The sequence below is a fragment of the Halorussus halobius genome (assembly GCF_004765805.1).
GTDB classification, from domain to species: Archaea; Halobacteriota; Halobacteria; order Halobacteriales; family Haladaptataceae; genus Halorussus; species Halorussus halobius.
Genome location: NZ_SBIU01000003.1, coordinates 329,338 through 350,116 on the forward strand (window position 1 = coordinate 329,338; position 20,779 = coordinate 350,116).

The window sequence follows — 20,779 nt, forward strand, 5'->3', positions numbered from 1 at the left end:
GCGACCATCGCTAATCAATCATGCACGAGTCAGTACGGGAGAGAAGCGGACACACCCGTATCTGATCGGCACGAGTCAGCGCGAACACTCCAAATCGGTTTTAGGTTCTTTCTACGGATGCGTGAGTTGCAGACCCAGAGCTGGAACGGTCTGTTCACGTCCTAATCGGCCGATTTCCCTTACAGCAATACCGCGTCGACGTATTCGCTTGCAGTCCGGCGCGCCGATTCGAGCTCCCCGTCGTCGTCTAACACCACCGCCCGGGTTCGGGCACCGTCGACGATAGTTGCCAACGAACGGGTGGCGTGGGCCGCGTCCACGTCGTTAAACACCCCTTCGTCGATTCCGTGGTTGATCACTGCTTTGAGCATGTATCGCATGTACTCGTCGTTCTGCTGGAACCGCTCGCGGAACTCCTCCTTGTAGGGGGCTTGGCTCCGCATTTCGAGCAAGGCTATCGAGAGGTCCGAATCTTCCTGCGGGTCGACGAGCATTTGGTCGAGCAACAGCTCCAGGCGTTCCTGCGGGTCCGTCGTCTCGATATCTTGAATCGAATCGACGAACCGCTCCAGGATGTAATCGAGAAACGCCGCGAGCAGTTCGTCTTTCGTCTCGAAGTAGTAGTGGACTGCAGCCGTCGATTTGCCGTACTCGTCGGCGATTCGCTTGATGGTCAAATCGGCGTACCCGTGTTCGTGAAGTACTCGATAGGTCGCCTGCATGATCGCCTCGGGTTGCTCCGAGAAGGAGTGTTCTGATTGTTCAGTCATTAAGCACGATTTCTGCGTGCAGACGAATAATCGTTGTGAACTCCTCGAAGAGCGTTTCGCTGGTCGCATTTCGTCTCGCCGGATGTGGTCCGGCCGCCAGTAAGCCATGCACGTACTCCGGGCTTCCAGCGTATTTTACTGATTGGTTAGTAAGTGCTGATAGCGACCATGACCGCCGATACGGTCCTCGGTGCGTCCGGGCGTCTCCGGCATTTGTACCGTCGCCGGGGCGTTCATCGCCGACGGCTGGTATCAATCGGGGGCCTGGCGGCAGAGCCGCCTCACCGAGAGCGAGGTCGACCTCGACAAGACGGGCGTCGACGCGGCCACGGACGGGGACTGAACGCCATGGCTGACCCACGGACCGTCGACCAAAGAACAGCAGTAGCTGATTGTTCGAACGGAATCCTCCTCAGCGAATCACCTCCCGCTCGATTCGGACGTCTCTCGAGGACCGCCCGACCGCAACCGTGTACGTTCCCGGGTCGACGGTCCAGCCCGCAGACTCGTCATAACGACCGAACGCTCGTTCGCTGAGGTCGATTTCGACGGTCCTCCTCCCGCCTGCTGGGACGCTAACAGCTTCGAAACCACCGAGTTCACGAACGGGCCGGTCGGCGTCCGTTTCGGGCGGCCGGACGTACGCTTGTACGACCTCCCGACCGTCCCGGTCGCTTTCGTTTTCGAGAGTAACCGACAGCGTCCCGTCGTCCAGTTCGGCGTCCACGTAGGTAAACTCGGCGTACGAGAGGCCGTGCCCGAACGGATAGGTGGGTTCGGTGTCGCGCGCATCGAAGTACCGATAGCCGACGAAGACGTCCTCGTCGTAGCGAACTGTGCCGTCCTCACCGGGGAACCGCTGTTCGGTTGCTGTCGGATACGTCGGTTCTGGCGCGAAGGTGACGGGCAGGCGACCACCGGGGTCGGCGTCGCCGAAAAGCACCGCTGCGGCGGCGTCGCCGTGCGCCTGCCCGGGATACCATCCCTCGACGATTGCGGCGACCGACTCGCGCCACGGCATCTCCACGGGACCGCTCGAATTGACCACCACGACGGTCCGGTCGTTCGCCTCGGCGACGACCTCGACCAGTTCGTCCTGACGTTCGGGGAGCGCGAGGCTCGGTCGGTCGACGGCCTCGGAAGCGACGTCGCGGACGAACACCACGGCGACGTCGGCTGCCGCTGCGGCGCGTGCCGCGCCCTCGATGTCGGGCTCGCGGTCCGGTCCGTCGTCGGTATCGGGACCGAACATATCGAGCATGGAGACGCCCTCGACGGGCGGAAGGCCGTAGGTGACCGTCACCTCGCCGGCCGAACGGTCGGTGATTCCGTCGACCGGACTCCGGGGGTTCGCGGCTGCTATCTCGGAGGACCCGCCGCCGCCGAGCAGCGCCTCCTCGACGTTCGGTCCGACGAGTGCGACGTCGGCGTCGTCCGCGAGGGGCAAGATTCCGTCGTTGTTCAGGAGTACCGTGCCTCGAACGGCGACCCGTTCGGCGTGTTCGCGGTGTTCGGTCGTGTCGACGGCCCCGGACTCATCACGCGACCCGTCGAGAATGCCGCGTTCGGACATCACCGTGAGGACCCGTCGAACCATGTCGTCGAGCCGTTCCGTCGGTACCGCTCCGGACTCGACGGCGGGAACGAGCGCTTCGGCGAACCGTTCACAGGTGGTCGGGTCGGGCATTCCGTCGGCGAATTCGGGCGACATTCCGAACGCCCCGTCACCCGCTCCCTGTTCGTCCGCGGGACCGTCCCCGCCGAACAGGTCGGCTCCGGGCGAGTTCCCGTCGCCAGCCATCGAACTCGCTAGCTCGGCCATCGGGACGCCGGGCATCTCGACGTCGAGGCCGCCGTTCGCCGCCGCTGCGGCACCCTCGGTAGCGAACCAGTCCGAGACCACGAACCCCTCGAATCCGAACTCGTCCTTGAGGACATCGCGGTTCAGGCGGCCGTGTTCGCTCATCGGCGTCCCGTTTACTGCGTTGTACGCGGTCATGACGCTTCCTGCGCCCGCGTCGACGGCGGCTTCGAACGAGGGCAGGTAGAGTTCGCGGAGCGCGCGCTCGCTCACGTCCACGCTGACCGACGCGCGACTGGTTTCTTGATTGTTGGCGACGTAGTGTTTCGGCGTCGCGACGACGTCCTCGGACTCGATACCGGCGGTGACAGCCCTCGCAAAGGCGGCCGACTGAACTGGGTCTTCCGAGAAGTACTCGAAGTTCCGGCCGTTCTGCGGGACGCGAATCAGGTTCACGCCGGGGGCAAGCAGGGCGTCCATTCCCTGTCGGTTCGTTTCACGACCAAGTGCCGCCCCGTGGGTGCGAGCGAGGTCAGTATCGAACGTCGCTGCCAGCGTTAGCGGTGCCGGAAACGCGGTCGCCTGCGCTCCGGGAATCCGGGTGCCGAGCGGTCCGTCGACCATCCGAAATGATGGAACGTCGAGTCGCTCGATACCGGGAATGTAACCGGTTGCGCGACCTGTCGGGTCTACTGCACCGTGGACAAGCTGGCACTTTTCTTCAGTCGTGAGGTCGGCGAGTATCTCGTTGACAGCATCCTGCTCGGGCATGAATAACTATCCAGTAAGTATCCCAGACACTAATAGACTTAGATTCCAGCCGCGTAGGGTGCTTCCCGCCGGAGGTAGGACCACATGACGGCCAAATATGTGGTGCCAGCTGTTTTCATCGGTGTGTCGTCTCATCTCACCCCGGCGTAGAGTACGACGGAGTACTTAATCGGGAAGTTAGCTGTTCGCGCGGTGTGCAGCTATCCCCATTGGGACCGCGAGTCGGTCCCATATACGGTCGGACTGGAGTACCGACCGAACGCGACAGAACGCCCCGCGTTCCAGTTACCCCTCTCGCCCCATCCGCCTCCGACGCCGGCCTACTTGTTGTGAACCCGTCACTCTCGCATCCAGACGGTTGGCGGCGCTATATGCCGAGTTACCCCGGAAATCCAGGGACGTACTCGTCTCGCGGAGGAAAACGACCGCACTAGCGGCGTTGCTTAGTCCGCAGCCTGTCCGCCGTCTACTGGGAGGGTATGGCCAGTAATGTACGACGCGTCGTCCGAGCAGAGGAACACGGTCGCTCCAGCCATCTCCTCCGGTTCCGCAACGCGGTCCATCGGGACGTCAGTCATCGCCGACGTATCGAACGGAAGCGACCGCGGGTCGGCATCCGTGTCCGGGGAGTTCGCCTGGATGTTCGTCTTCGTCGGCCCGGGTGCTATCGCATTGACGCGGATACCCCTCGAGGCATACTCGAGGGCGACCGATTTGGTGAGGCCGACGACGCCGTGTTTGCTGGCCGAGTAGCTGGACAGCCCGCCCATCCCGACGAGGCCGGACTCCGAAGCCGTATTCACGATCGCGCCGCCGCCCTGTTCTTCCATCACCGAGAGTTCGGCTTTCATGCACGCCCAGACGCCCTTCAGGTTGATGTCGATGAGCTGCTCCCACTGGTCCTCGTCGATGTCTGTGACCCCGGCGAATCCCGTGAGAATCCCCGCGTTGTTGTGTGCGAAGTCCAGCCCGCCGTACGTATCTACCGCGACGTCGACCATGTGCTCGACTGACTCGACATCGGAAACGTCGATGTCGACGAAAGTCGCATCACCGCCAGCGTCCTCGATTGCGTCGACGGTCTCTCGCCCGCCTTCCTCGTCGATGTCCGCGACAACCACGTTTGCACCCTCTTCAGCGAACCGCTCCGCCGAAGCGCGTCCGATTCCCGAGCCGGCTCCCGTCACGACCGCGGTCTTGCCTGCTAATCCGTTCATACGTGTTCCCGAATGTTACTAACCGCTTAGTTAGTATAGTCTTTTCCCTCAACGTCCGGCGAACCGTCCCGAAGCGGTCAGACCCACGCTGAGCGTCTCCCTCCATCCATCGAGAGAGTTTCGGGCTCGCGAGGCGGTCTCCGCTGAGGGATTCGATACGAGGCCCCTTGCCAAGTGTAGGGCCCGAAACCCCGCGACTCTGGCCTTCTATTCCGACTTCGCTGCCCACTTCTCCGACAGCCGGACGGTCGCGAACAGCCCCCGCGCCGAGGAGACGGGTGAAGCCGGGAGCGAGGGGAGCAACTGACCACCGGTGAGTTGATGCAGGCCGTCGAGGACGACCCGCGCGACCTTCGGCTTCCGACCGAACCATCGGAGACCAAGCGGGTATCCGGAGAGATAGCCGGTGCCGAGTGGGCTCGGTCAGATGCCCATCGAGCGAACGAAGACAATCGGCCTTGCGATGGATCGAGGTCAGAGTTCGTACGCAATCGCCCGTGGTGGAGGTGTGCGACTCCGGGGAACAGGGGTTCCGCGTTCAGACGTCCTGCGTCAGCCCGTCCCGGAGGTCGCCGCCGAAGTGCGCGCCGAGCGCGCCCACCACCAGTCCGGCCCCCGCGCCGACTGCCGCCATCGGAACGCCGAGGCCGCCGACGACCGACAGCGTGAGGTTCGTGAGCAGGACCCCGACTCCGAGCGCGGCCGCGCCGGCGACCGCCGATTCGAGGACGGTCGAGCGCTCGACCGCGAGTCCGAGGACGAACGCGCCGACGAACGCGCCGACGAGGCCCGCGAGGCTGTCGACGAACGGAATCGGGACGAACGCGTTGCCCGCGACCGTCCCGCCGCCGAGCAGCACCAGCGCGTAGAGGAACGCGCGGGGCGAGAACAGGCTGGTCGCGCGACTCCCGAGGCGCTGTCCGACCGACGAGGAGTCGGACGGGGTCGATTCCGGCCGGGCGGCGTCCGAGTCGGCGGATGCGTCCGTCGGCTCGTCGTCGAGGAGGTCGGCGTACTCGCCCGCGACCGAGTCGGAGGAGTGCTGGTCGGAACGCTGGGGCATACGGGTGTGGTGAACGCGGGAGGTTATGGGTCTTTTCGTGGGCGGAGGGACCGCGCCGCGTCTCGTCTCACTCTGGGGACGACTGACCGTCCGGTCCCACGCCGCGAAAAGATGGTTTCAAGTCCGCAGGGCCGATAGCCCGTGATATGAATCCCGGCGACCGCGTCCGCGTCGAGCGGACCGACCAGACCTACGAGGGCGTACTGCTCCCCTCCTCGACGACCCAGAACCTCGTCGTCAAACTCGACGGCGGATACAACGTCGGCGTCGACCGCGAGGACGCCGACGTGGACGTGCTCGAACGCGACGTGTACGACATCGAGACGGGCCAGACCGACGAGTCGTCCGAAGTAGCGTTCGACGAGGACCTGCCGACCGTCTCGCTCATCTCGACCGGCGGCACCATCGCCTCGACCGTCGACTACCGGACCGGCGCGGTGACTGCCCAGTTCGACGCCGAGGACGTGCTCCGAGCCGTGCCGGACCTCGCGGGCCGCGCGAACTACCGAGGCCGGGTCGTGGCCAACATCCTCTCGGAGAACATGACCCCGGACGTGTGGCAGGACCTCGCCGAGGCCGTCCGCGAGGAGGTCGAGGCGGGCGCGGACGGCGTGGTCGTGATGCACGGCACCGACACGATGCAGTTCACCGCGTCGGCGCTGTCGTTCGTGCTCGATACCCCCGTGCCGGTCGTGTTCACCGGGAGCCAGCGGTCGGCCGACCGGCCCTCCTCGGACAACGTGATGAACGCGGTCTGTGCGGTCGAGGCCGCCAAGGCCGACGCGGCCGAGGTCATGATCTGCATGCACGCCTCCGAGAGCGACGACGCCTGCGCGCTCCACCGGGGCACGCGGGTCCGGAAGAACCACACCTCGCGACGGGACGCCTTCGAGACGGTCGGCGCGAAGCCCCTCGGCGAGGTCGCGTACGACGGCGGCGAGACGGCCGTGTCCTTCCGGCGCGAGTACGCCGAACGCGGCGGGACGGAACTCGCTGTTCGCCCCGACCTCGAATCCGACGTGGAACTGCTCAAGTTCACGCCCGGCACGGACGCGTCGGTGCTCGACCTCGCCGAGGGCAAGGCGGGTCTGGTGCTGGAGGGCACCGGCCTCGGGCACGTCCACACCGACTGGATAGCCCGCATCGCGAACCTCGTCGACGACGGGACCACCGTGGTCATGACCAGCCAGTGCATCGAGGGCCGGGTCTGTGACCGCGTGTACGACACCGGCCGGGACCTGCTCGACGCGGGCGTGGTCGAGGCCGGCGACACCTTACCCGGCACCGCGAAGGTGAAGCTGATGTGGGCGCTGGCGAACGCCGACGACCCCGAGGAGACGATGCGTGGCCCCATCGCGGGCGAACTGACCCAGCGGTCGGTGCCGTGGGAGTGAGGTGGGCGCGGTGACCCGGACTGCCGACGCCGTTCGCGTTCGCGCGGCGCGCCACGACGACTACGACGCGGTCGCGGCGTTCACCCGGGGGACGTGGCCCGGCCGCGACAGCACCGACTACATCCCGCGGGTCTATCACGACTGGATAGACGGCGACGAGGGCCGAAAGCGAACCGTCGTCGCGGAGGTCGACGGCGAGGTCGCGGGGCTGGCCCAGGCGGTGTTGCTGTCCGACTGGGAGGCGTGGAATCAGGGCATGCGGGTCCATCCCGACTACCGGGGCCGGGGCGTCTCCGTCGCGGTCACCGAGGACCTGTTCGAGTGGGCGCGCGAGCGCGGCGCGACGGTGGCCCGGAACATGGTGTTCTCGTGGAACGAGGCCGGACTCGGCCAGTCGCGGTCGATGGGCTACGCCCCGGCCACCGAGTTCCGGTGGGCGCGTCCCGAGCCCGACCCCGACGCTGACCCGGAGGCCGACGTCACCGCCGACCCCGACGCAGCGTGGCGGTTCTGGACCGACAGCGACGCTCACGACCACCTTCGCGGACTCGCGCTCGACGACGACGAATCGTGGGCCGTCTCCCGGCTCGCCCGAGCGGACCTCCGGGCGGCGGCCGACGACGACGGCCTGTTCGTCGTGCAGGACGGCGGCACGCGGGGGTTCGCCCACCGCGTCCGGGAGTTCGAGCGCGAGGTGGACGCCGACGAGAGCGACGATTCCGGGACGGGGGCCGGCGAGACCGAGCGGTGGGCCGAGTACGGCGTCGGCGCGTGGGCCGACGCCGACAGCGCCGGGGCCGTCCTCGCCGCCGTGGCGCGCGACGCCGCCGCCCGCGGAGCCGACCGGACACGCGTGCTGATACCCGAGACCGTCGAGACCGTCAGCGACGCCGCCGCCTGCCGGGTCGACGTCTCGGACGACCCCGACTTCGTGATGGCGGCCGACCTCACCGGGCGGTAGATGCCCGCCCGGTCGGTCGCGGCCCGTCAGTCGTCGGCGCGCTGTTTGTCCTCGCCGGTCGGCACCTCGAAGTCCGAGACCGTCACGTCGTCCTCGCTCCAGTCGAACTCGTCGAGTTCGCTCCCGCGTTCGAGCACGAACGGCCCCGAGGCCAGCGTCCGGAGCGTCACCGTCATCGCCCGCAGGACGAACGCGGTCAGGACGACGTACGGCGTGAGCGCGACGGTGTAGGCCACGCTGACGAACACCGCCAGTGGCGTCAGCGTGAAGAACGTCACGTCCGGGAAGAGGTTGCTGTCGAGCGCGAGCATCACGTACGACGTGAGGACGATGGTCGGCAGCGAGACGTACAGCAGCCTGCTCGACAGGCGCGCGAACTCCCGCTTGTAGTACAGCGACTTGAAGTACTCCCGGCCGGTGGCGAACATCTTGAGCGTCTCGACGAAGTCGTCGATGGCCGCCTGCTGGTCCTCCGAGAGGTCGTCGCCGTACTTGCGCTTGAACCGGCGGGCGACGTGGAGCTGCCACGAGTAGTCGTAGTTGAGCCCGGCGAGCAACACCTTGAACGAGCCGAACCGGGCGTCGGACAGCGTCTCGCCCGCGCGCTCGGCCTCCGCGGTGACCTCCTCGACGAACGTCTGGGCCTCCTCGGCGAAGCCGTCCTCGCCGCCCTCGGCGATGGTCGCGATGGCCGAGGCCTGCTTGTCGATTATCCGGAGGATGGTTCGGAGGAAGTCGGCCGGACGGGCGGGGCTCACGTCGGCCTCGATGTACTCCTCCAGCTCGCCGCGATACCGGATGGAGGCGTCGATGCGCTCGCGCTGGCTCTCGATGTCGGTTATCTCCTCGGAGAGCACGATGGAGCTGATCGAAACGACGATCGAGACCAGCAGGATGGTCCCGCTGAGCAGCGAGTTGAACAGCGTCTGGGCCGTGTTGGTGTCCTGAAGCAGCGCGCGCACGTCGACGGGCCGAACCACCGAGAGGGCGAGCAGCCCGGCGAGGACGCCGACCAGCAGTCCCACCGTCACCGACTCCCGGCGGCCGCTCAGCAGGACCCAGTGGTGGGCGCGCTCGACGGGCGACAGCGACGCCCGGTCGCCCGGAATCAGCGTGTCGAGCGAGCGATGGTCGGGCATCAGTTCGTCGATGGACCGGTCGGTCAGTCCGTCGGACGCGCTGGCGTCGTCGGACGCGTCTCCGTCGCTCGCCGCCGTGTCACCCCGGCCCATCCCACGCGGGATAGCACGCCACCGGGTTAAGCGCTTCTGGCCCTGACGGGCGTAGAATCGACGGGGACGACCGCCACCGCGTCACCCGCCGCTGACCGGCGGGAACAGCGCGAGTTCGTCGCCCTCGTCGAGTTCCGTGTCGAGGCCCTCGGCGGCGCGGACGTTGGCCCCGTTCCGCAAGACGTTGATGTGTTCGCGCAGGTCGCCGTCCGCGTCGTAGATGCGGTCGGCCAGCCCGGGGTGGTCGTCGACCAGTTCGGCCAGCGCCGCCCCGACCGTGTCGCCCGGTTCGGCGTCGACCGCGACCGCCTTGCCGCCCGCGATCTCGGCGAGGTCGGCGAACAGCTTCCACTCCATGGTCGACACGTGGGCGTCGCGGACACGTAACTGTTCCGCGAGGCGCACAACAGGTCGGTCAGTCGCCCTGCCGAATCGTCGTCGCGTCCGACCGGCCACCGCTCGCCGACCCGCCGCTCCCCGCGGCTGCCTCGATTCGCCGGAGCAGGTCGGGGCGACCGACCACGTAGAGGGTGTCGCCGGCCGCCAGCACGCGGTCGTCGGCCGGAATCGTCTCGACGCCCGCGTCGGTCCGGACCGCGACCACGGTGGCGTCGACGCTTCCGACCGGCGCGCCGACCAGCGAACTGTCTGCGGCGACCGTGGCGGTTCCGACCGTCTCGTCGGCCGCGCGGAGGTGCGCGGAGAACTCCCGGTCCGCCCGGGGTTCGGTCGGCAGCGTCACGAGCCGGTACTCGGCGTCGGGGTCGATTCGCCGGGCGTCGGTCGCGTCGAGCGCCAGCGTCGCCACGTCGCCGACCGTCGCGCGGAGTTCCGCCGTGGCGACCCGCTCGGCGGCCTCGCCGGTCGACCGGACCTGCACGACGTCGCCCGCGCTCGCACCGGCGGCCGGGTCCGCCCGGACCGCCACCGCGACCGTCCCCGGCGCGAGCGTGGGGCCGAGTCCGGCGACGCGGCCACCGGCGGCCAGATACTCGACGGTGCCGTCGGCGGCCAGTTCGACGTCCACCCGCCCGACGTCGTAGTCGTCGCGGAGCCGCGCGACGAGGCGCTCGCGCAGTTCCGCGACCGTCAGCCCCCGCGGGAACCGGAGGGTCGCGCCCGCGAGCGTCTCCCGCGTCTCGGCGTCGAGCGGTTCGTACCCGTCCACGTCCGCGATGTCCTCGGGGAGGTCGACCGCCACGAATCGCCCGACGGTGCCGGCGAGCCGGCCGACGTCCGCGCCCAGCTCGCCCGCGAGGACGCGAGCGCCCGAGCGCGCCCCGAGCGCGGCGGCGGCGGCCCCGAGGACGAACGCCGCGCTGTTGACCAGCGCGACCGACGGCGAGGGGACGACGTCGCCGGTCCCGAGGAACTGCCGGAGCGCGGTGGTGGTGTTGAGCCAGCCCCCGACCACGGCGAGGCCCACCAGCACCGCGAGGCCCTCGGGCATCTCCTCGCGAGCGTACACGCTGTAGACCGTCCCCGCGACGGTCGCGACGCCCCCGGCCAGCACCGCGAGTCCGACCACGCGGACGACCGCGGCGACCGGGCGTTCGAACGGTTCGAGCACGGCCGGACTCGCGAGTTGCGCGGCCGCAGCGACGGTCATCGTTCGCCCCCCTCGGCCCGAGTTTCGTCCTCGACCCGGTCGAGCGACTCGCGCGACCCGACGACGTAGAGCGCATCGCCCGCGGCCACCCGGGTCGGGCCGCGGGGCGCGACCGTCCACTCCCCGCCGCGTCGGACCGCCAGCACCGCGACGCCGTGGGTCCGCCGGAGCGCCGCCTCCCCGAGCGTCGTCCCGTCGAGCGCCGACCCGGCGGCCACCTCGACCCGGCGCATCCGGTTGCCGTGTCGCCGGAGCAACGAGAGGAGTTCGAACTCCCGACGAGTGCCCCGGGCCCGGACCACCACGTTGGCCGCGTCGGTTTCGAGGAGCGTCTCGGCGTCGCTGCGCGCCACCGCGACCGTCACCCGCCCGTCGCCGCCGGTCGTCCGGGCGGCCGTCCGCGCGGCCGCGCCGGGTGCGGGCGTCGCCGGGTCCGGTCCGGCGGTCGCCCCGTCGCCGCCCGTCGGCGGGTCCGCAGGGCGAACCGCGACGGCGGGCGTGGGCGCGTCGGCCCCCGACCGGGCGCTCAGCACGGTTCCCTCGACGCCCTCGGGAGCCGTCCCCGCGCTCCCGTCTCCCGTTCCGGCGACGGCTCCGTCGCGAATCGGGGTCGCGGTCACCTCGTCGCCGCGCGCGAGGCCGGTCGGGACCAGCGCGTCGACCGACACCGCGCGCTCGCCCGGCGGAACCCGCCGCGAGAGCGCGCCGACCGGCGGGGCCGCGCTCACGGTCGCCCGGCCCCGGTCGTCGATGCTCGCGGTCGCCTCCGCGAGGTCGTGTTCGGTCCGGAGGCGGTCTTCGAGTCGGCGTTCGAGTTCTGACAGCGGCAGGTCCGCCGGAAACGTCCACTCGCCGTCGCGTATCGCGGCCCGGAGGTCCTCCGAGAGGGGCGGGTACCCCTCCACGTCGCCGACCTCGCCGGTGGTCCGCACCCGGGCGCGACCGAACCGTCCCGCGCGCTCGACCGCCTCGGCCGAGAGGCCCCGCTCGCGCAGGCCCCGGACGGTGAACCGCCGGGGGAACTCCGTGCCCATCCGGTCGCCCTGCGCGTGGGCGTACAGCGTGGCCATCATCACCACGAGTGCCGACACCAGCGCGGTGGGCGAGGCGACGAACTGCGGGTCGAGCAGGCCGAGCAGGCCGCCCTGAATCCCCGCGATGGCGACGCCGAAGACGAGGACGCCGAACCCCGGAATCGTCACGCCGGTAAAGTACTTGAACGTGAACCCGAGCGCCCACGCTACCAGCGCGGGCACGACGGCGGTGAGACCGCCGATGTAGAGCCCTTCGAGGACGTCGACGAGCAGGTCCGGACCGACGTTCATGCTACTCGCCAGTGCCACGACGCCTAAAGTCCTACCGACCCTTTTTTGTCCGCGACCGCGACAGGACCCGGTATGGAGACGACCTGGCGGTCCCACATCGGCCTGCGGGCCGCGGTGTCGCTGACGTTCGCGGTGGCCGTGCTGTCGATAGCCACCGGCGTCTCCAGCATCGGTATCACGGCGACCTCCGCGCGGAACCTGTTCGGCGGCGGAATCCCGGCGTGGGTCCAGGAACTCGCCGGGTTCACCGGCACCCTGACGGGCTTTCTCATGTTCGCGAGCGCGGCCGGGATGCGACGACGGCTCCGGGTCGCGTGGTACTCGACGCTGGTGTTGCTCCCGCTGACCGCGATACAGGGACTGGTCCAGTCGAGCCCGTACTCGCTGCCGCTGGTCGTCGTCTCGCTGGCCGGGCTCCCCGTGGTGGTGGCGGTCGGACGCGGGCGGTTCGACCGCGAAATCGACCTGTCGACGAGCCAGCTCGCGGGCGTCGCGGCGCTCGTGGGCGTGCTGGTCTACGGGACGGCAGGCACCTACGCGCTGGCCGACCAGTTCACCAGCGTCGACACGCCCCTGGACGCGCTGTACTACACGCTCGTCACCGCCACGACCGTCGGCTACGGCGACGCCGCGCCGGCCACCCAGACCGCGCGGCTGTTCAGCCTGTCGGTCGTCGTGCTGGGCACCGCGACGTTCGCGGTCGCGCTGGCCTCGCTGCTCGGCCCCGCAATCGAAGCCCGACTGACCGCCGCACTCGGAAGAATGACAGACACACAACTCGAACTCCTCGAAGACCACGTCGTCGTGCTCGGCTACGGCGACCTGACCGAACCGATACTGAACGAACTCCACGAGAAGTCGGAGTTCGTCGTCGTCGCGCCCGACTCGACGACGGCGAGCGACCTCGCCGAGCGCGGGGTCACGGTCCACCGGGGCGACCCCAGCGACGAGGAGCCGCTCGAGCGCGTCGGCGTCGACCGGGCGCGGGCGGTCGTCGCGGCGACCAACAACGACGCCGAGGACGCGCTCGCGGTGCTGACCGCCCGCCAGCTCAACCCCGAGGTCCGCATCGTCGCGGCCGCGACCGACCGCGAGAACGTCGACAAACTCAAGCGGGCCGGCGCGGACGCCGTCATCAGCCCCGCGACCATCGGCGGCCACCTGCTCGTGCTGTCGGCGCTGGGCAGCGAGGAGATGGAGAGCGTGGCCGACAGACTCGCGGGCGGGTCGGCTCGCGTGGAGTGAATCCGGAGTCCGACCCGGCCGACGACGGTCGCGCGCCGGAGCGACGATTGCGCCCCGAAGCGACCACCAGGCCCCATGGAGGGCGGTCGCTCCCCGAAGCGACGGTCAGGCCCGATGGACGACCGCCACGTCACACTCCAGTTCGTGCAACTGCTCGAACGTCGGGGGCGAGACGAACCGCGAGGCCGCCGACCGGTCGGTGCTCGCGCCCATCACCACGAGGTCGTAGTAGGCGTCGTTGGCGTCGAGGAACGACTCGATGGACGACCGCGACACCCGGGTCTCGAACGACCCCTCGAACGTCTCCACCAGATTCGCCAGCATCGCCTCGGTGGACCGGCGCTCGGCCTCGCGGTCGATGCAGGTGCAGACGCTCACGCGGTCCGCCAGTCGGCGAGCGAAACCGATCATCAGGTGGGCCGTGTCCCCGGCCCGCCGGACCGGGACCAGCACCCGATTCCAGCGCGACCTGGGCGCGCGCTCCGGGCTGGACCGGAACGCGACGGTGTCGACGTCGCCCCGAAACAGCCCGCGGACGAACGGCGAGAGGCTCCCCCGCTCCTCCTCGTAGGGGGCGACCACGAGGTCGCAGTTCGTCTCGCGGGCCGTCCGCAGGACGGTCGCGGAGGGGTCGGTGCCGTCGCCGGCGACCACCACCTCGCAGGGGACGCCGACCGACCGCTCGATGCGACTGGCCTCGGATTCGAGGCGGTCGACCGACTCGTCGGCGGCCGCCTCGGTCGCGTCGTGGCGGCCGCCGCCCTCGTCGACCACGTCGAGCAGGACGACCTTGCTCGCGGCGTGGGCCGCCGCCAGCCGCGCGCCGAACGTTGCGGTCGCGCTGGCGCGGTCGCCCCGCATCGGTATCAGCACGTGGTCGTCGCCCTTCGTCGACGCGTAGAGAAACTGGGACCGACGCTCGTAGAACTCCCGCCGCCAGACGCTGAACGCGCCGGCGACGAGGCTGCTGGCGACGAACACCGACCCGACGAACTCGGCGAAGAACACCCGGACCGTGGCGGGGCCGCCGAACGCGGGCGCGATGAGCGCCAGCAGCGCCGTCGAGAACGCGGCCGGCTCCTCGAAGTCGAGCGCCCAGGTGACCGCGCCGGTGAGAAACACCGCGAGCGCGGCCTCGGCCGGCGACACGGCGAGTGCGGTCGACTCCAGCGATGTCCGGAGGCCGGCGCGGACGCCGACCCAGACGGCGACGGTCCCGCACACCGCGCCGGCGGTCAGGCCGCCCACGAACGTCGTCGTCGAGGCGTACGTCCCCTCCGGGTCGGCGAACAGCGTGAACGTGCCCGACGCCAGCGGGGGGAACAGCACGAACGGAAGCAACTCCACCGCGTTCGAGACCGCCGTCACGGCCGCGATGAGCAGCGGGACGAACAGCAGGACCGAGAGGTGGATGAGATTGGCCGTGTGCTCGACCCACCGGCTGAACGCCCGGACCTCCCGCCGTTCGACCCGCCGGGCTCGGCGGCGGAGCGCGTGAAAGCGCGCACGCAAGCCGTCCAACATCGTCGTCACGTCACCTCCCGCGAGTAAAAGGTCTGTCCACTCGGCGCACCCGCCCGCGGTCGTCCACCCGACCGCACGCAACCCCGGACGCGCCGGTGACGGGGATAAGCCCGCGCGGGGCGGTCCTCGGCGCGCCCGGAGCGGTCGCCCGCGAGTCTACACGCAGGTCGCCGGCGACCGGACCCCGCGAGTCCCGCCGTGGCGTCACGGCGGCACGTACCGGTCGAACCGACCGACCGCGTACCGGTACAGCAGGCCGGCGGCCGCGACGCCACCGACCAGCAGACCCCCGCCGAGTACGACCTGCAACTCGGCGATTCCGACCGAACCGACGGCCTCGCCCACGTCGGCGAACCACGCCGCAGTTTCGGCCAGCGTCCCCTCGTCCGAGGCCGCGAGCAGCCTGAGCGCCAGCGCCGGCGCGAACCCGAACGCGCCGGCGAAGACCATCCGAATCGCGGCCGGCGCGACGACCAGCCCCGCCAGTAGCCCGCCGGGGAGCACGGTCAGCGCGGCGTGGACCGCGACCGCGCTCATCCGGGGCGGGAGCACCTCGCGGCTCTGGCCGACGCTGATGGCGCTGAACCGGGGCAGCGCCATCCCGACCGCCGGCGTGACCGCGACCGCGACGCAGGTCAGGTACGCGCCGAGCGCGACCAGTCCGACGCGCTCGGCCGGGGAGTACGGCGAGAGCAGTCCCGCGACGGCGGCGGCGACGACGACCACCGGGAGGCCGACGAGCAGGCCCGGCACCAGCAGGCCGCGAACGTACGCCCGGCCCGAGACGGCCGTCAGCGTCACCGGCAGCACCCGTCCCTCGTCCCCGAGAGGGTTCATGGCGAACAGCGAGCCGGCGAACCACGGGAGCACGACCGCACACAGCGGCGCGAGCAGCGCGCCCGTCGACCCGGACTGGACCGCCGTGCTGACGACCGGACTCCCGAACGCCATCGCGGGAATCAGGAGGAAGGTGAGTCGGTTCGGGTCGCGCCGGGTCCGCAGGAGGACCCACTCGGCGACCCGCCGGACCGGTTCGGAGACGAGGCTGCGGGGCACCGCCAGCGGCTCCACGGCGTCCGCGAGCGCGTCGCGTCCGGACGCCGCCGGGGACTGCTCGCCGGCCGCGCCGGGGGTCGCGTCGACGCTGGACCGCTCGTCGGCCGCGCCGGACTCGTCGGCGTCGACGCTCACCGGGTCGGTGAACCACAGCGCGGTCGTCTCGCGGTCGACCAGCGCGCCGCCGCCCAGCAGGACGACTGCACTGACGAGGAGGACGCCCGCCAGACGGGTCGTCGAGCCGACGAGCGGCGTCCCGACGACCGCGAGGTCGGCGACCCAGCCCACCGGGAGCCACGCCAGCGACGCCCCACTCAGCCCGACCAGTCCCGGGTACAGAAACAGGAAGTACCCGCCCATCGCCGCGAGCGAGGCGACCGACCCGAGCGCGGTCTTGTGGCGGGCCACGAACAGCGAGGTGGCGACGAGCCACGCAGCCGCGTAGCCGACCGCCGACCCCGCGACGACGACCGTGGCCGCGAACAGGACCACGGCGGCCGGCACCGCCACGACGCTGGCTGGCGAGCCGAGCAGCGCGACGCTCGCCCCGGTCACCACGAGCGTCGGCAACCCGAAGTAGGCGAGGATGCGGAGCGTCTCCGCCAGCGCCAACCCGGCCGCGACCGACCGCGCGGACACCGTGGTCAACAGGAGCGCCTCGGCGTCGGGCCGGGGCCGGGCGGACGCGACGCGCTGGGCCACGAGGAACACCGCGAACAGCCAGAACAACGCGACCGTGCCTCGAATCCCGTCGGGCATCGGCATGGGTTCGACGCCGCGTATCGCGTCGCCGAGCAGGACGAGCACTCCGGCCACCACTACCGAGGGCAACACCACGCCGAGCGCGGTCAGCGCGAACCGGGCCTTGTCGCGCCACAGTTCGCGGACCGACCGCCGGAACTCGAAGCGGCCGACCCGCAGGGCGTGTCGGACCCATCCGGGTTCAGCCATCCGCGCGCCACCTCGGTTCGGTCGCCAGACGCCGCCTCGATTCAGTCATCCGTGCGCTCCGCGCCCTCGCGGGCGGTCGCGTCGACGCCGACCTCGGCGGCGTCGTCGGTGCCGGTGAGTTCGAGGAACACGTCTTCGAGCGTCTGGGTCTCGCCGGTCTCGGCGCGCCGGGTGAGCGCGTCGGGGGCGTCCTCGGCGACCAGCGCGCCGTCGTAGAGGATGCCGACCACGTCGGCGACCTCCTCGACGACCGGAAGGATGTGCGTCGACAGGAAGACCGTCGTCCCGCCGTCCGCGAGGTCCCGAATCATCCCCCGGATGGTGCGGGCGGCCCGGGGGTCGAGTCCGGAGGTGGGTTCGTCGAGGAAGACGACGTCGGGGTCGTGGAGGACCGCCTGCACGTACGCGACCTTCTGGCGCATCCCCTTCGAGTAGTCGGCGATGCGGGTCGAGGCGTCGGCGGCCATGTCGAGGTCGTCGAGCAGCGCGTCGACTCGCTCGCGGGCATCGGCCTCCGGCAGGTCGCGCAGGCCCGCGACGTACGTCAGTTGCTCGTAGCCGGTGGCCTGCTCGTACAGCGGCGGTTCCTCGGGGAGGTAGCCGACGCGCGACCGGAGGGCGTCCCGGTCCGTGACGGGCGCGCCCGCGACCGACGCGGTCCCGCTGGTCGGCCGCGCGAGACCGGTGAGCATCCGCATCGTGGTGGTCTTGCCCGCGCCGTTCGGGCCGAGGAAGCCGTAGACGACGCCCTCGGGGATGGAGAGGTCGAGACCGTCGACCGCGAGTACGTCGCCGTATCGCTTGGTCAGGGCGGTCGTGTCGATTGCAGCCATCGTAGTTCGGTACGTCCCAGTGACGGGGCGAGGGGCAAAATAGTTCCTCTCCGACCTGTCGGCGGAGATTCAGGTCGAACCCCCGACCTACGCCGCGAGGTCGACCACGGCGTCGAGCGTGATGCGGATGGCGCGCTCGACGTTGTTCCTGGCCTTCTCGGGGAGTTCGTCGCCCTCGGTCTCGCCCTTCTGAGTCCCCTCGACGAGGTTGCCGTCGACGGTGCAGATGGCTCCCGCCCGCATGCCCCGGCGGCGGGCCAGCGAGAAGACGGTCGCCGCCTCCATCTCGACCGACAGCAGGTTGGCTTCCTCCCAGTCGGCGACGTACTCGTCGGTCTCGGCGTAGAAGGCGTCGTCGCTCGCGATGGGACCGACGTGAACGTCTTCGTCGTTGGCCTCTGCGGAGTCGACCAGCGCCGAGAGGACGCCGTAGTCGGGGACGGCGGGGTACTCGACGTCCTCGTAGCGCTTGCTGGTGCCCTCGTTTTTGGCCGCGCCGGTCGCAACTATCATGTCGCCGATCTCGATGTCGGACTGGAGCGCGCCGGTCGTCCCGACACGGACGACGGTCTCGACGCCGACCTCGTGGAGTTCCTCGACCGCGATGGCGGCCGACGGACAGCCGATGCCGGTCGAGCAGATGGTGAGGTCGGTGCCCTCGTAGCTGGCGTTGACGACCTTGTACTCGCGGTTCTGCGCGACGACCTCGGAGCTATCGCAGAGTCCCGCGATGCGGTCGACCCGACCGGGGTCGCCGGGTACGAGCGCGATGTCGTTCACGTCGCCGTCTTCCACGAGGAGGTGTGGTTGTTTCGCCATGCGAGTTGCTTGTCGGGAGCAAGAGAAAAAGCGTGCGGGTTCGGGGCGGCGAGTCAGGCGTAGCGTTCGCGGGCGTCCCACTCGGTCCGGATGAGTTCGCCGATGCCGTGTTTCATCACGGCTTCGCCGAGCGAGGTGGCGACGTAGTAGGAGTAGAGACCGTCGGCTCCGCGTTCCGTCTCCAAGCGATTACCGACCACGCCGACGTCGACGAGTTTGTCGAGGTGGTAGTGGAGCCTGTTCGAGGGGATATCGAGAGAGTCTGCGAGTTCTTTCGCGCTCATTTCGCCTTTCCGGAGTAGTTCCGCGACGATACGATAGCGAGTTTCCTCGCTGACCGCTCTCTGCATAGCGAGGTAGTCTTCGAGTTCGAGGATGCTCTCCTCGGGGAGCTTCGGCGGGTCGTAGCGGTCGGCCACGTCGAAGCGTTTCGGACGTTCGGCCCATTAATCACCGAGTCAGTACTCGCTGAAAACTCCGCTCTTTAAAACACGAACGACCCCTAGAACTGCCCGTCCAGAAACTCCTCGACGTCATCGAAACTCGGCGCGGTGCGCGCGCCCTCCTCCGTCGCCGCCAGCGCGCCACAGGCGTTGGCGAACTCCAGCGCGCGCTCGTAGTCGGCGTCCGGGCCGAGGACGCCGCCCTCCCGTAGAAGCACCGCGAGGAACCCGGCTGCGAAGGCGTCGCCCGCGCCCGTGGTGTCGACGGCGTCGGCGTCGAAGCCCGGGTGTGCGACCGACGATGCGGGCGTGTCGACCCGCGCGCCGTCCTCGCCCTGCTTGACCACGACCACGCGGCCGTGGAGTTCGGCGGCGGGGCGGTCGCGTTCGTCGTCCAGAATCGCGCGGGCCTCGCGGTCGTTGAGGAAGACCACGTCCGCGCGGGCCAGCGCCTCGGCGAAGTCGCGCTCGGCCAGCCGCCGCCCGGGGTCGAAGCTCACGGTCACGCCCGCCTCGGTGGCGACGCGGGCGAGTTCGGCCGCCGTGTCGGGCCGCTGGCTCGTGAGGTGGATGTGGTCGGCCCCCGCGACGTACTCGGGGTCGACGTCGTCGGGTCCGACCGCCTCGTTCGCGCCGTCGTTGCCGAGCACCATCACCTCGCCGGCCTCGTCGACGACGAGGTACTTCGTGGTCGTCTCGGCGGTCTCGACCGCCAGCAGGTGCGAACAGTCGACGCCCGCCGAGTCGAGTTCCCGGCGCGCGAGCAGGCCGGTCTCGTCGTCGCCGACGCTGCCGACGACGCCGGCCTCGACGTCCATCCCTGCGAGTGCGACCGCGACGTTGGCCGCACTGCCGCCGCCCGACCGGCGCTGGGAGTCGATTCGGGCCTCCCCGTCGGGAACGGGCAGGGCGTCCACCCGGAGGGTCACGTCCCAGTTGACGTGCCCGGCGGTGATCACCTCCACCATGGCTGGCGGCGGAGGGGGTGGTTCGCGGACCGGGGGACGAGTCGGTTCGCAGACCTGGAGATATCCGTCGCGAGATGCATGTCGCTATCGTACGCAACCGCCGGTCAAAATTCTGGTGGACGCCGCCGGAGGCGTTCGAACGTCCGCGTTGCACAGTTCTGTTGGACTGCAAGCAGGGATTCGACGGGCACGGGCTGGTGTTCTTCGCCTGCGGAGCCTCCCACGTTGGGTGGTCGGCTCGAACGCACCACAATTAACACGTCGCGGTTGTACGGTAATCGTATGCCCCCTTCGAGACGTGTCGTCACCGCGACAACCCTCGCCCTACTCGGAATCGCCGCGCTCGCGTACTCGTTCGTTTTCGTCCAGCGGCCGCTTCTCGGCGCGGGCGTCGCGGTCGCGTTCTTCGTCGTCGCGGCGTTCGCGTACGAGGGGGACGCCGACCGGCAGACGCTCGCTCGCGCGACCATCGTCGTCACGCTCGTCTACGGCGTCTTCACCCTCCAACTTCCCCTCGCTGTCGTCGCGGCCTGCGTCGTCTACCTCACCGCGTGGCTCACCGGTCCGGACAGCCCGCTGGACGCGCCCGACACGCAGGTCCTCCCGGTCGAGTCGGCGGCCCCCGACGACTCCGAGGAGTGAATCGGCGACCCGCCCGACCCCGTGGGTCGCCCGGTCGCCGGCTACGCGACCCGTCGTTCGCCGGGTCGGTTCGCCGTACGGACCGGCCCGTTTCCGGCGGGCGGACGGTCGGGTTTCGGGTCCGACCGCGTCCCGAGCAGTAGTTTGAACAGCCA

Annotated in this window: 19 protein-coding genes; 5 read left to right on the forward strand and 14 right to left on the reverse strand. The window is 69.8% G+C overall.

The features are described from left to right. Positions 1 to 179: 179 nt before the first annotated feature. Positions 180 to 770: a TetR/AcrR family transcriptional regulator gene (locus tag EPL03_RS08430; protein WP_135828899.1), complete on the reverse strand. Its 591-nt coding sequence runs from the start codon at positions 768 to 770 to the stop codon at positions 180 to 182. Positions 771 to 960: 190 nt separating this feature from the next. Between EPL03_RS08430 and EPL03_RS19900 the strand changes: the two genes are divergently transcribed. After that, positions 961 to 1,113, forward strand: a complete 153-nt coding sequence (locus tag EPL03_RS19900; RefSeq protein WP_168216212.1) for a hypothetical protein — start codon at positions 961 to 963, stop codon at positions 1,111 to 1,113. Between the two features lie 69 nt (positions 1,114 to 1,182). On the opposite strand, the gene EPL03_RS08435 is transcribed toward EPL03_RS19900, so the two are convergent. The 3 genes from EPL03_RS08435 to EPL03_RS08445 all read right to left on the reverse strand — a co-directional run bounded on the left by EPL03_RS08435 (position 1,183) and on the right by EPL03_RS08445 (position 5,622). Next, complete coding sequence (locus EPL03_RS08435; RefSeq protein WP_135828900.1) at positions 1,183 to 3,342, reverse strand: beta-glucosidase family protein; 2,160 nt, start codon at positions 3,340 to 3,342, stop codon at positions 1,183 to 1,185. Positions 3,343 to 3,785: 443 nt separating this feature from the next. Then, positions 3,786 to 4,559 carry an SDR family NAD(P)-dependent oxidoreductase gene (locus EPL03_RS08440; protein ID WP_135828901.1) on the reverse strand — a complete coding sequence of 258 codons (774 nt, stop codon included), beginning with the start codon at positions 4,557 to 4,559 and terminating at the stop codon, positions 3,786 to 3,788. Between the two features lie 538 nt (positions 4,560 to 5,097). Further along, the gene (locus EPL03_RS08445; RefSeq protein WP_135828902.1) at positions 5,098 to 5,622 is read right to left on the reverse strand and encodes a hypothetical protein; all 525 of its coding nucleotides are present in this window, start codon (positions 5,620 to 5,622) and stop codon (positions 5,098 to 5,100) included. A gap of 146 nt (positions 5,623 to 5,768) precedes the next feature. Between EPL03_RS08445 and gatD the strand changes: the two genes are divergently transcribed. After that, complete coding sequence (gene gatD / locus EPL03_RS08450) at positions 5,769 to 7,016, forward strand: Glu-tRNA(Gln) amidotransferase subunit GatD (RefSeq protein WP_135828903.1); 1,248 nt, start codon at positions 5,769 to 5,771, stop codon at positions 7,014 to 7,016. Positions 7,017 to 7,026: 10 nt separating this feature from the next. Then, the gene (locus tag EPL03_RS08455) at positions 7,027 to 7,977 is read left to right on the forward strand and encodes a GNAT family N-acetyltransferase (RefSeq protein ID WP_135828904.1); all 951 of its coding nucleotides are present in this window, start codon (positions 7,027 to 7,029) and stop codon (positions 7,975 to 7,977) included. A gap of 26 nt (positions 7,978 to 8,003) precedes the next feature. On the opposite strand, the gene EPL03_RS08460 is transcribed toward EPL03_RS08455, so the two are convergent. The 4 genes from EPL03_RS08460 to EPL03_RS08475 all read right to left on the reverse strand — a co-directional run bounded on the left by EPL03_RS08460 (position 8,004) and on the right by EPL03_RS08475 (position 12,143). Beyond that, positions 8,004 to 9,209 carry a hypothetical protein gene (locus EPL03_RS08460; RefSeq protein WP_135828905.1) on the reverse strand — a complete coding sequence of 402 codons (1,206 nt, stop codon included), beginning with the start codon at positions 9,207 to 9,209 and terminating at the stop codon, positions 8,004 to 8,006. Between the two features lie 81 nt (positions 9,210 to 9,290). Beyond that, a complete protein-coding gene (locus EPL03_RS08465; protein WP_135828906.1) occupies positions 9,291 to 9,566 on the reverse strand; it encodes a ubiquitin-like small modifier protein 1 in 276 nt (91 codons plus the stop codon). 58 nt (positions 9,567 to 9,624) lie between these two features. After that, positions 9,625 to 10,818 carry a TrkA C-terminal domain-containing protein gene (locus EPL03_RS08470; RefSeq protein WP_135828907.1) on the reverse strand — a complete coding sequence of 398 codons (1,194 nt, stop codon included), beginning with the start codon at positions 10,816 to 10,818 and terminating at the stop codon, positions 9,625 to 9,627. Further along, positions 10,815 to 12,143: a potassium channel family protein gene (locus tag EPL03_RS08475; protein WP_135828908.1), complete on the reverse strand. Its 1,329-nt coding sequence runs from the start codon at positions 12,141 to 12,143 to the stop codon at positions 10,815 to 10,817. The genes EPL03_RS08470 and EPL03_RS08475 overlap by 4 nt, the downstream gene beginning before the upstream one ends. Before the next feature lie 72 nt (positions 12,144 to 12,215). On the opposite strand from EPL03_RS08475, the gene EPL03_RS08480 reads away from it, so the two are divergent. Beyond that, the gene (locus EPL03_RS08480) at positions 12,216 to 13,388 is read left to right on the forward strand and encodes an NAD-binding protein (protein ID WP_135828909.1); all 1,173 of its coding nucleotides are present in this window, start codon (positions 12,216 to 12,218) and stop codon (positions 13,386 to 13,388) included. Between the two features lie 105 nt (positions 13,389 to 13,493). On the opposite strand, the gene EPL03_RS08485 is transcribed toward EPL03_RS08480, so the two are convergent. The 6 genes from EPL03_RS08485 to EPL03_RS08510 all read right to left on the reverse strand — a co-directional run bounded on the left by EPL03_RS08485 (position 13,494) and on the right by EPL03_RS08510 (position 19,982). Beyond that, a complete protein-coding gene (locus EPL03_RS08485) occupies positions 13,494 to 14,912 on the reverse strand; it encodes a universal stress protein (protein WP_135828910.1) in 1,419 nt (472 codons plus the stop codon). A gap of 204 nt (positions 14,913 to 15,116) precedes the next feature. After that, on the reverse strand, positions 15,117 to 16,919 hold the full coding sequence (locus EPL03_RS08490) for a hypothetical protein (protein WP_135828911.1): 1,803 nt from the start codon (positions 16,917 to 16,919) through the stop codon (positions 15,117 to 15,119). Positions 16,920 to 16,960: 41 nt separating this feature from the next. Further along, positions 16,961 to 17,752, reverse strand: coding sequence for an ABC transporter ATP-binding protein (locus tag EPL03_RS08495; RefSeq protein ID WP_135828912.1), 792 nt, complete (start codon positions 17,750 to 17,752; stop codon positions 16,961 to 16,963). Between the two features lie 87 nt (positions 17,753 to 17,839). After that, positions 17,840 to 18,571, reverse strand: coding sequence for a nucleoside phosphorylase (locus EPL03_RS08500; RefSeq protein ID WP_135828913.1), 732 nt, complete (start codon positions 18,569 to 18,571; stop codon positions 17,840 to 17,842). 53 nt (positions 18,572 to 18,624) lie between these two features. Then, a complete protein-coding gene (locus EPL03_RS08505) occupies positions 18,625 to 18,990 on the reverse strand; it encodes an ArsR/SmtB family transcription factor (RefSeq protein ID WP_244605225.1) in 366 nt (121 codons plus the stop codon). Positions 18,991 to 19,073: 83 nt separating this feature from the next. Next, on the reverse strand, positions 19,074 to 19,982 hold the full coding sequence (locus tag EPL03_RS08510; protein WP_135828914.1) for a carbohydrate kinase family protein: 909 nt from the start codon (positions 19,980 to 19,982) through the stop codon (positions 19,074 to 19,076). A 282-nt stretch (positions 19,983 to 20,264) separates the two neighbouring features. Between EPL03_RS08510 and EPL03_RS08515 the strand changes: the two genes are divergently transcribed. Then, entirely contained in the window at positions 20,265 to 20,624 is a 360-nt protein-coding gene (locus EPL03_RS08515) for a hypothetical protein (protein WP_135828915.1), read from the forward strand. Positions 20,625 to 20,779: the final 155 nt, after the last annotated feature.

Bases quoted from the DNA above. Each gene is read 5' to 3' on its own strand.
- EPL03_RS08445 (WP_135828902.1), bottom strand. From the start codon at position 5,622: ATGCCCCAGCGTTCCGACCAGCACTCCTCCGACTCGGTCGCGGGCGAG.
- EPL03_RS08475 (WP_135828908.1), bottom strand. From the start codon at position 12,143: ATGAACGTCGGTCCGGACCTGCTCGTCGACGTCCTCGAAGGGCTCTAC.
- EPL03_RS08515 (WP_135828915.1), top strand. From the start codon at position 20,265: ATGCCCCCTTCGAGACGTGTCGTCACCGCGACAACCCTCGCCCTACTC.
- EPL03_RS08490 (WP_135828911.1), bottom strand. From the start codon at position 16,919: ATGGCTGAACCCGGATGGGTCCGACACGCCCTGCGGGTCGGCCGCTTC.
- EPL03_RS08435 (WP_135828900.1), bottom strand. From the start codon at position 3,342: ATGCCCGAGCAGGATGCTGTCAACGAGATACTCGCCGACCTCACGACT.
- EPL03_RS08440 (WP_135828901.1), bottom strand. From the start codon at position 4,559: ATGAACGGATTAGCAGGCAAGACCGCGGTCGTGACGGGAGCCGGCTCG.
- EPL03_RS08480 (WP_135828909.1), top strand. From the start codon at position 12,216: ATGGAGACGACCTGGCGGTCCCACATCGGCCTGCGGGCCGCGGTGTCG.
- EPL03_RS08510 (WP_135828914.1), bottom strand. From the start codon at position 19,982: ATGGTGGAGGTGATCACCGCCGGGCACGTCAACTGGGACGTGACCCTC.
- gatD (WP_135828903.1), top strand. From the start codon at position 5,769: ATGAATCCCGGCGACCGCGTCCGCGTCGAGCGGACCGACCAGACCTAC.
- EPL03_RS08430 (WP_135828899.1), bottom strand. From the start codon at position 770: ATGACTGAACAATCAGAACACTCCTTCTCGGAGCAACCCGAGGCGATC.
- EPL03_RS08465 (WP_135828906.1), bottom strand. From the start codon at position 9,566: ATGGAGTGGAAGCTGTTCGCCGACCTCGCCGAGATCGCGGGCGGCAAG.
- EPL03_RS08460 (WP_135828905.1), bottom strand. From the start codon at position 9,209: ATGGGCCGGGGTGACACGGCGGCGAGCGACGGAGACGCGTCCGACGAC.
- EPL03_RS08470 (WP_135828907.1), bottom strand. From the start codon at position 10,818: ATGACCGTCGCTGCGGCCGCGCAACTCGCGAGTCCGGCCGTGCTCGAA.
- EPL03_RS08495 (WP_135828912.1), bottom strand. From the start codon at position 17,752: ATGGCTGCAATCGACACGACCGCCCTGACCAAGCGATACGGCGACGTA.
- EPL03_RS08500 (WP_135828913.1), bottom strand. From the start codon at position 18,571: ATGGCGAAACAACCACACCTCCTCGTGGAAGACGGCGACGTGAACGAC.
- EPL03_RS08485 (WP_135828910.1), bottom strand. From the start codon at position 14,912: ATGTTGGACGGCTTGCGTGCGCGCTTTCACGCGCTCCGCCGCCGAGCC.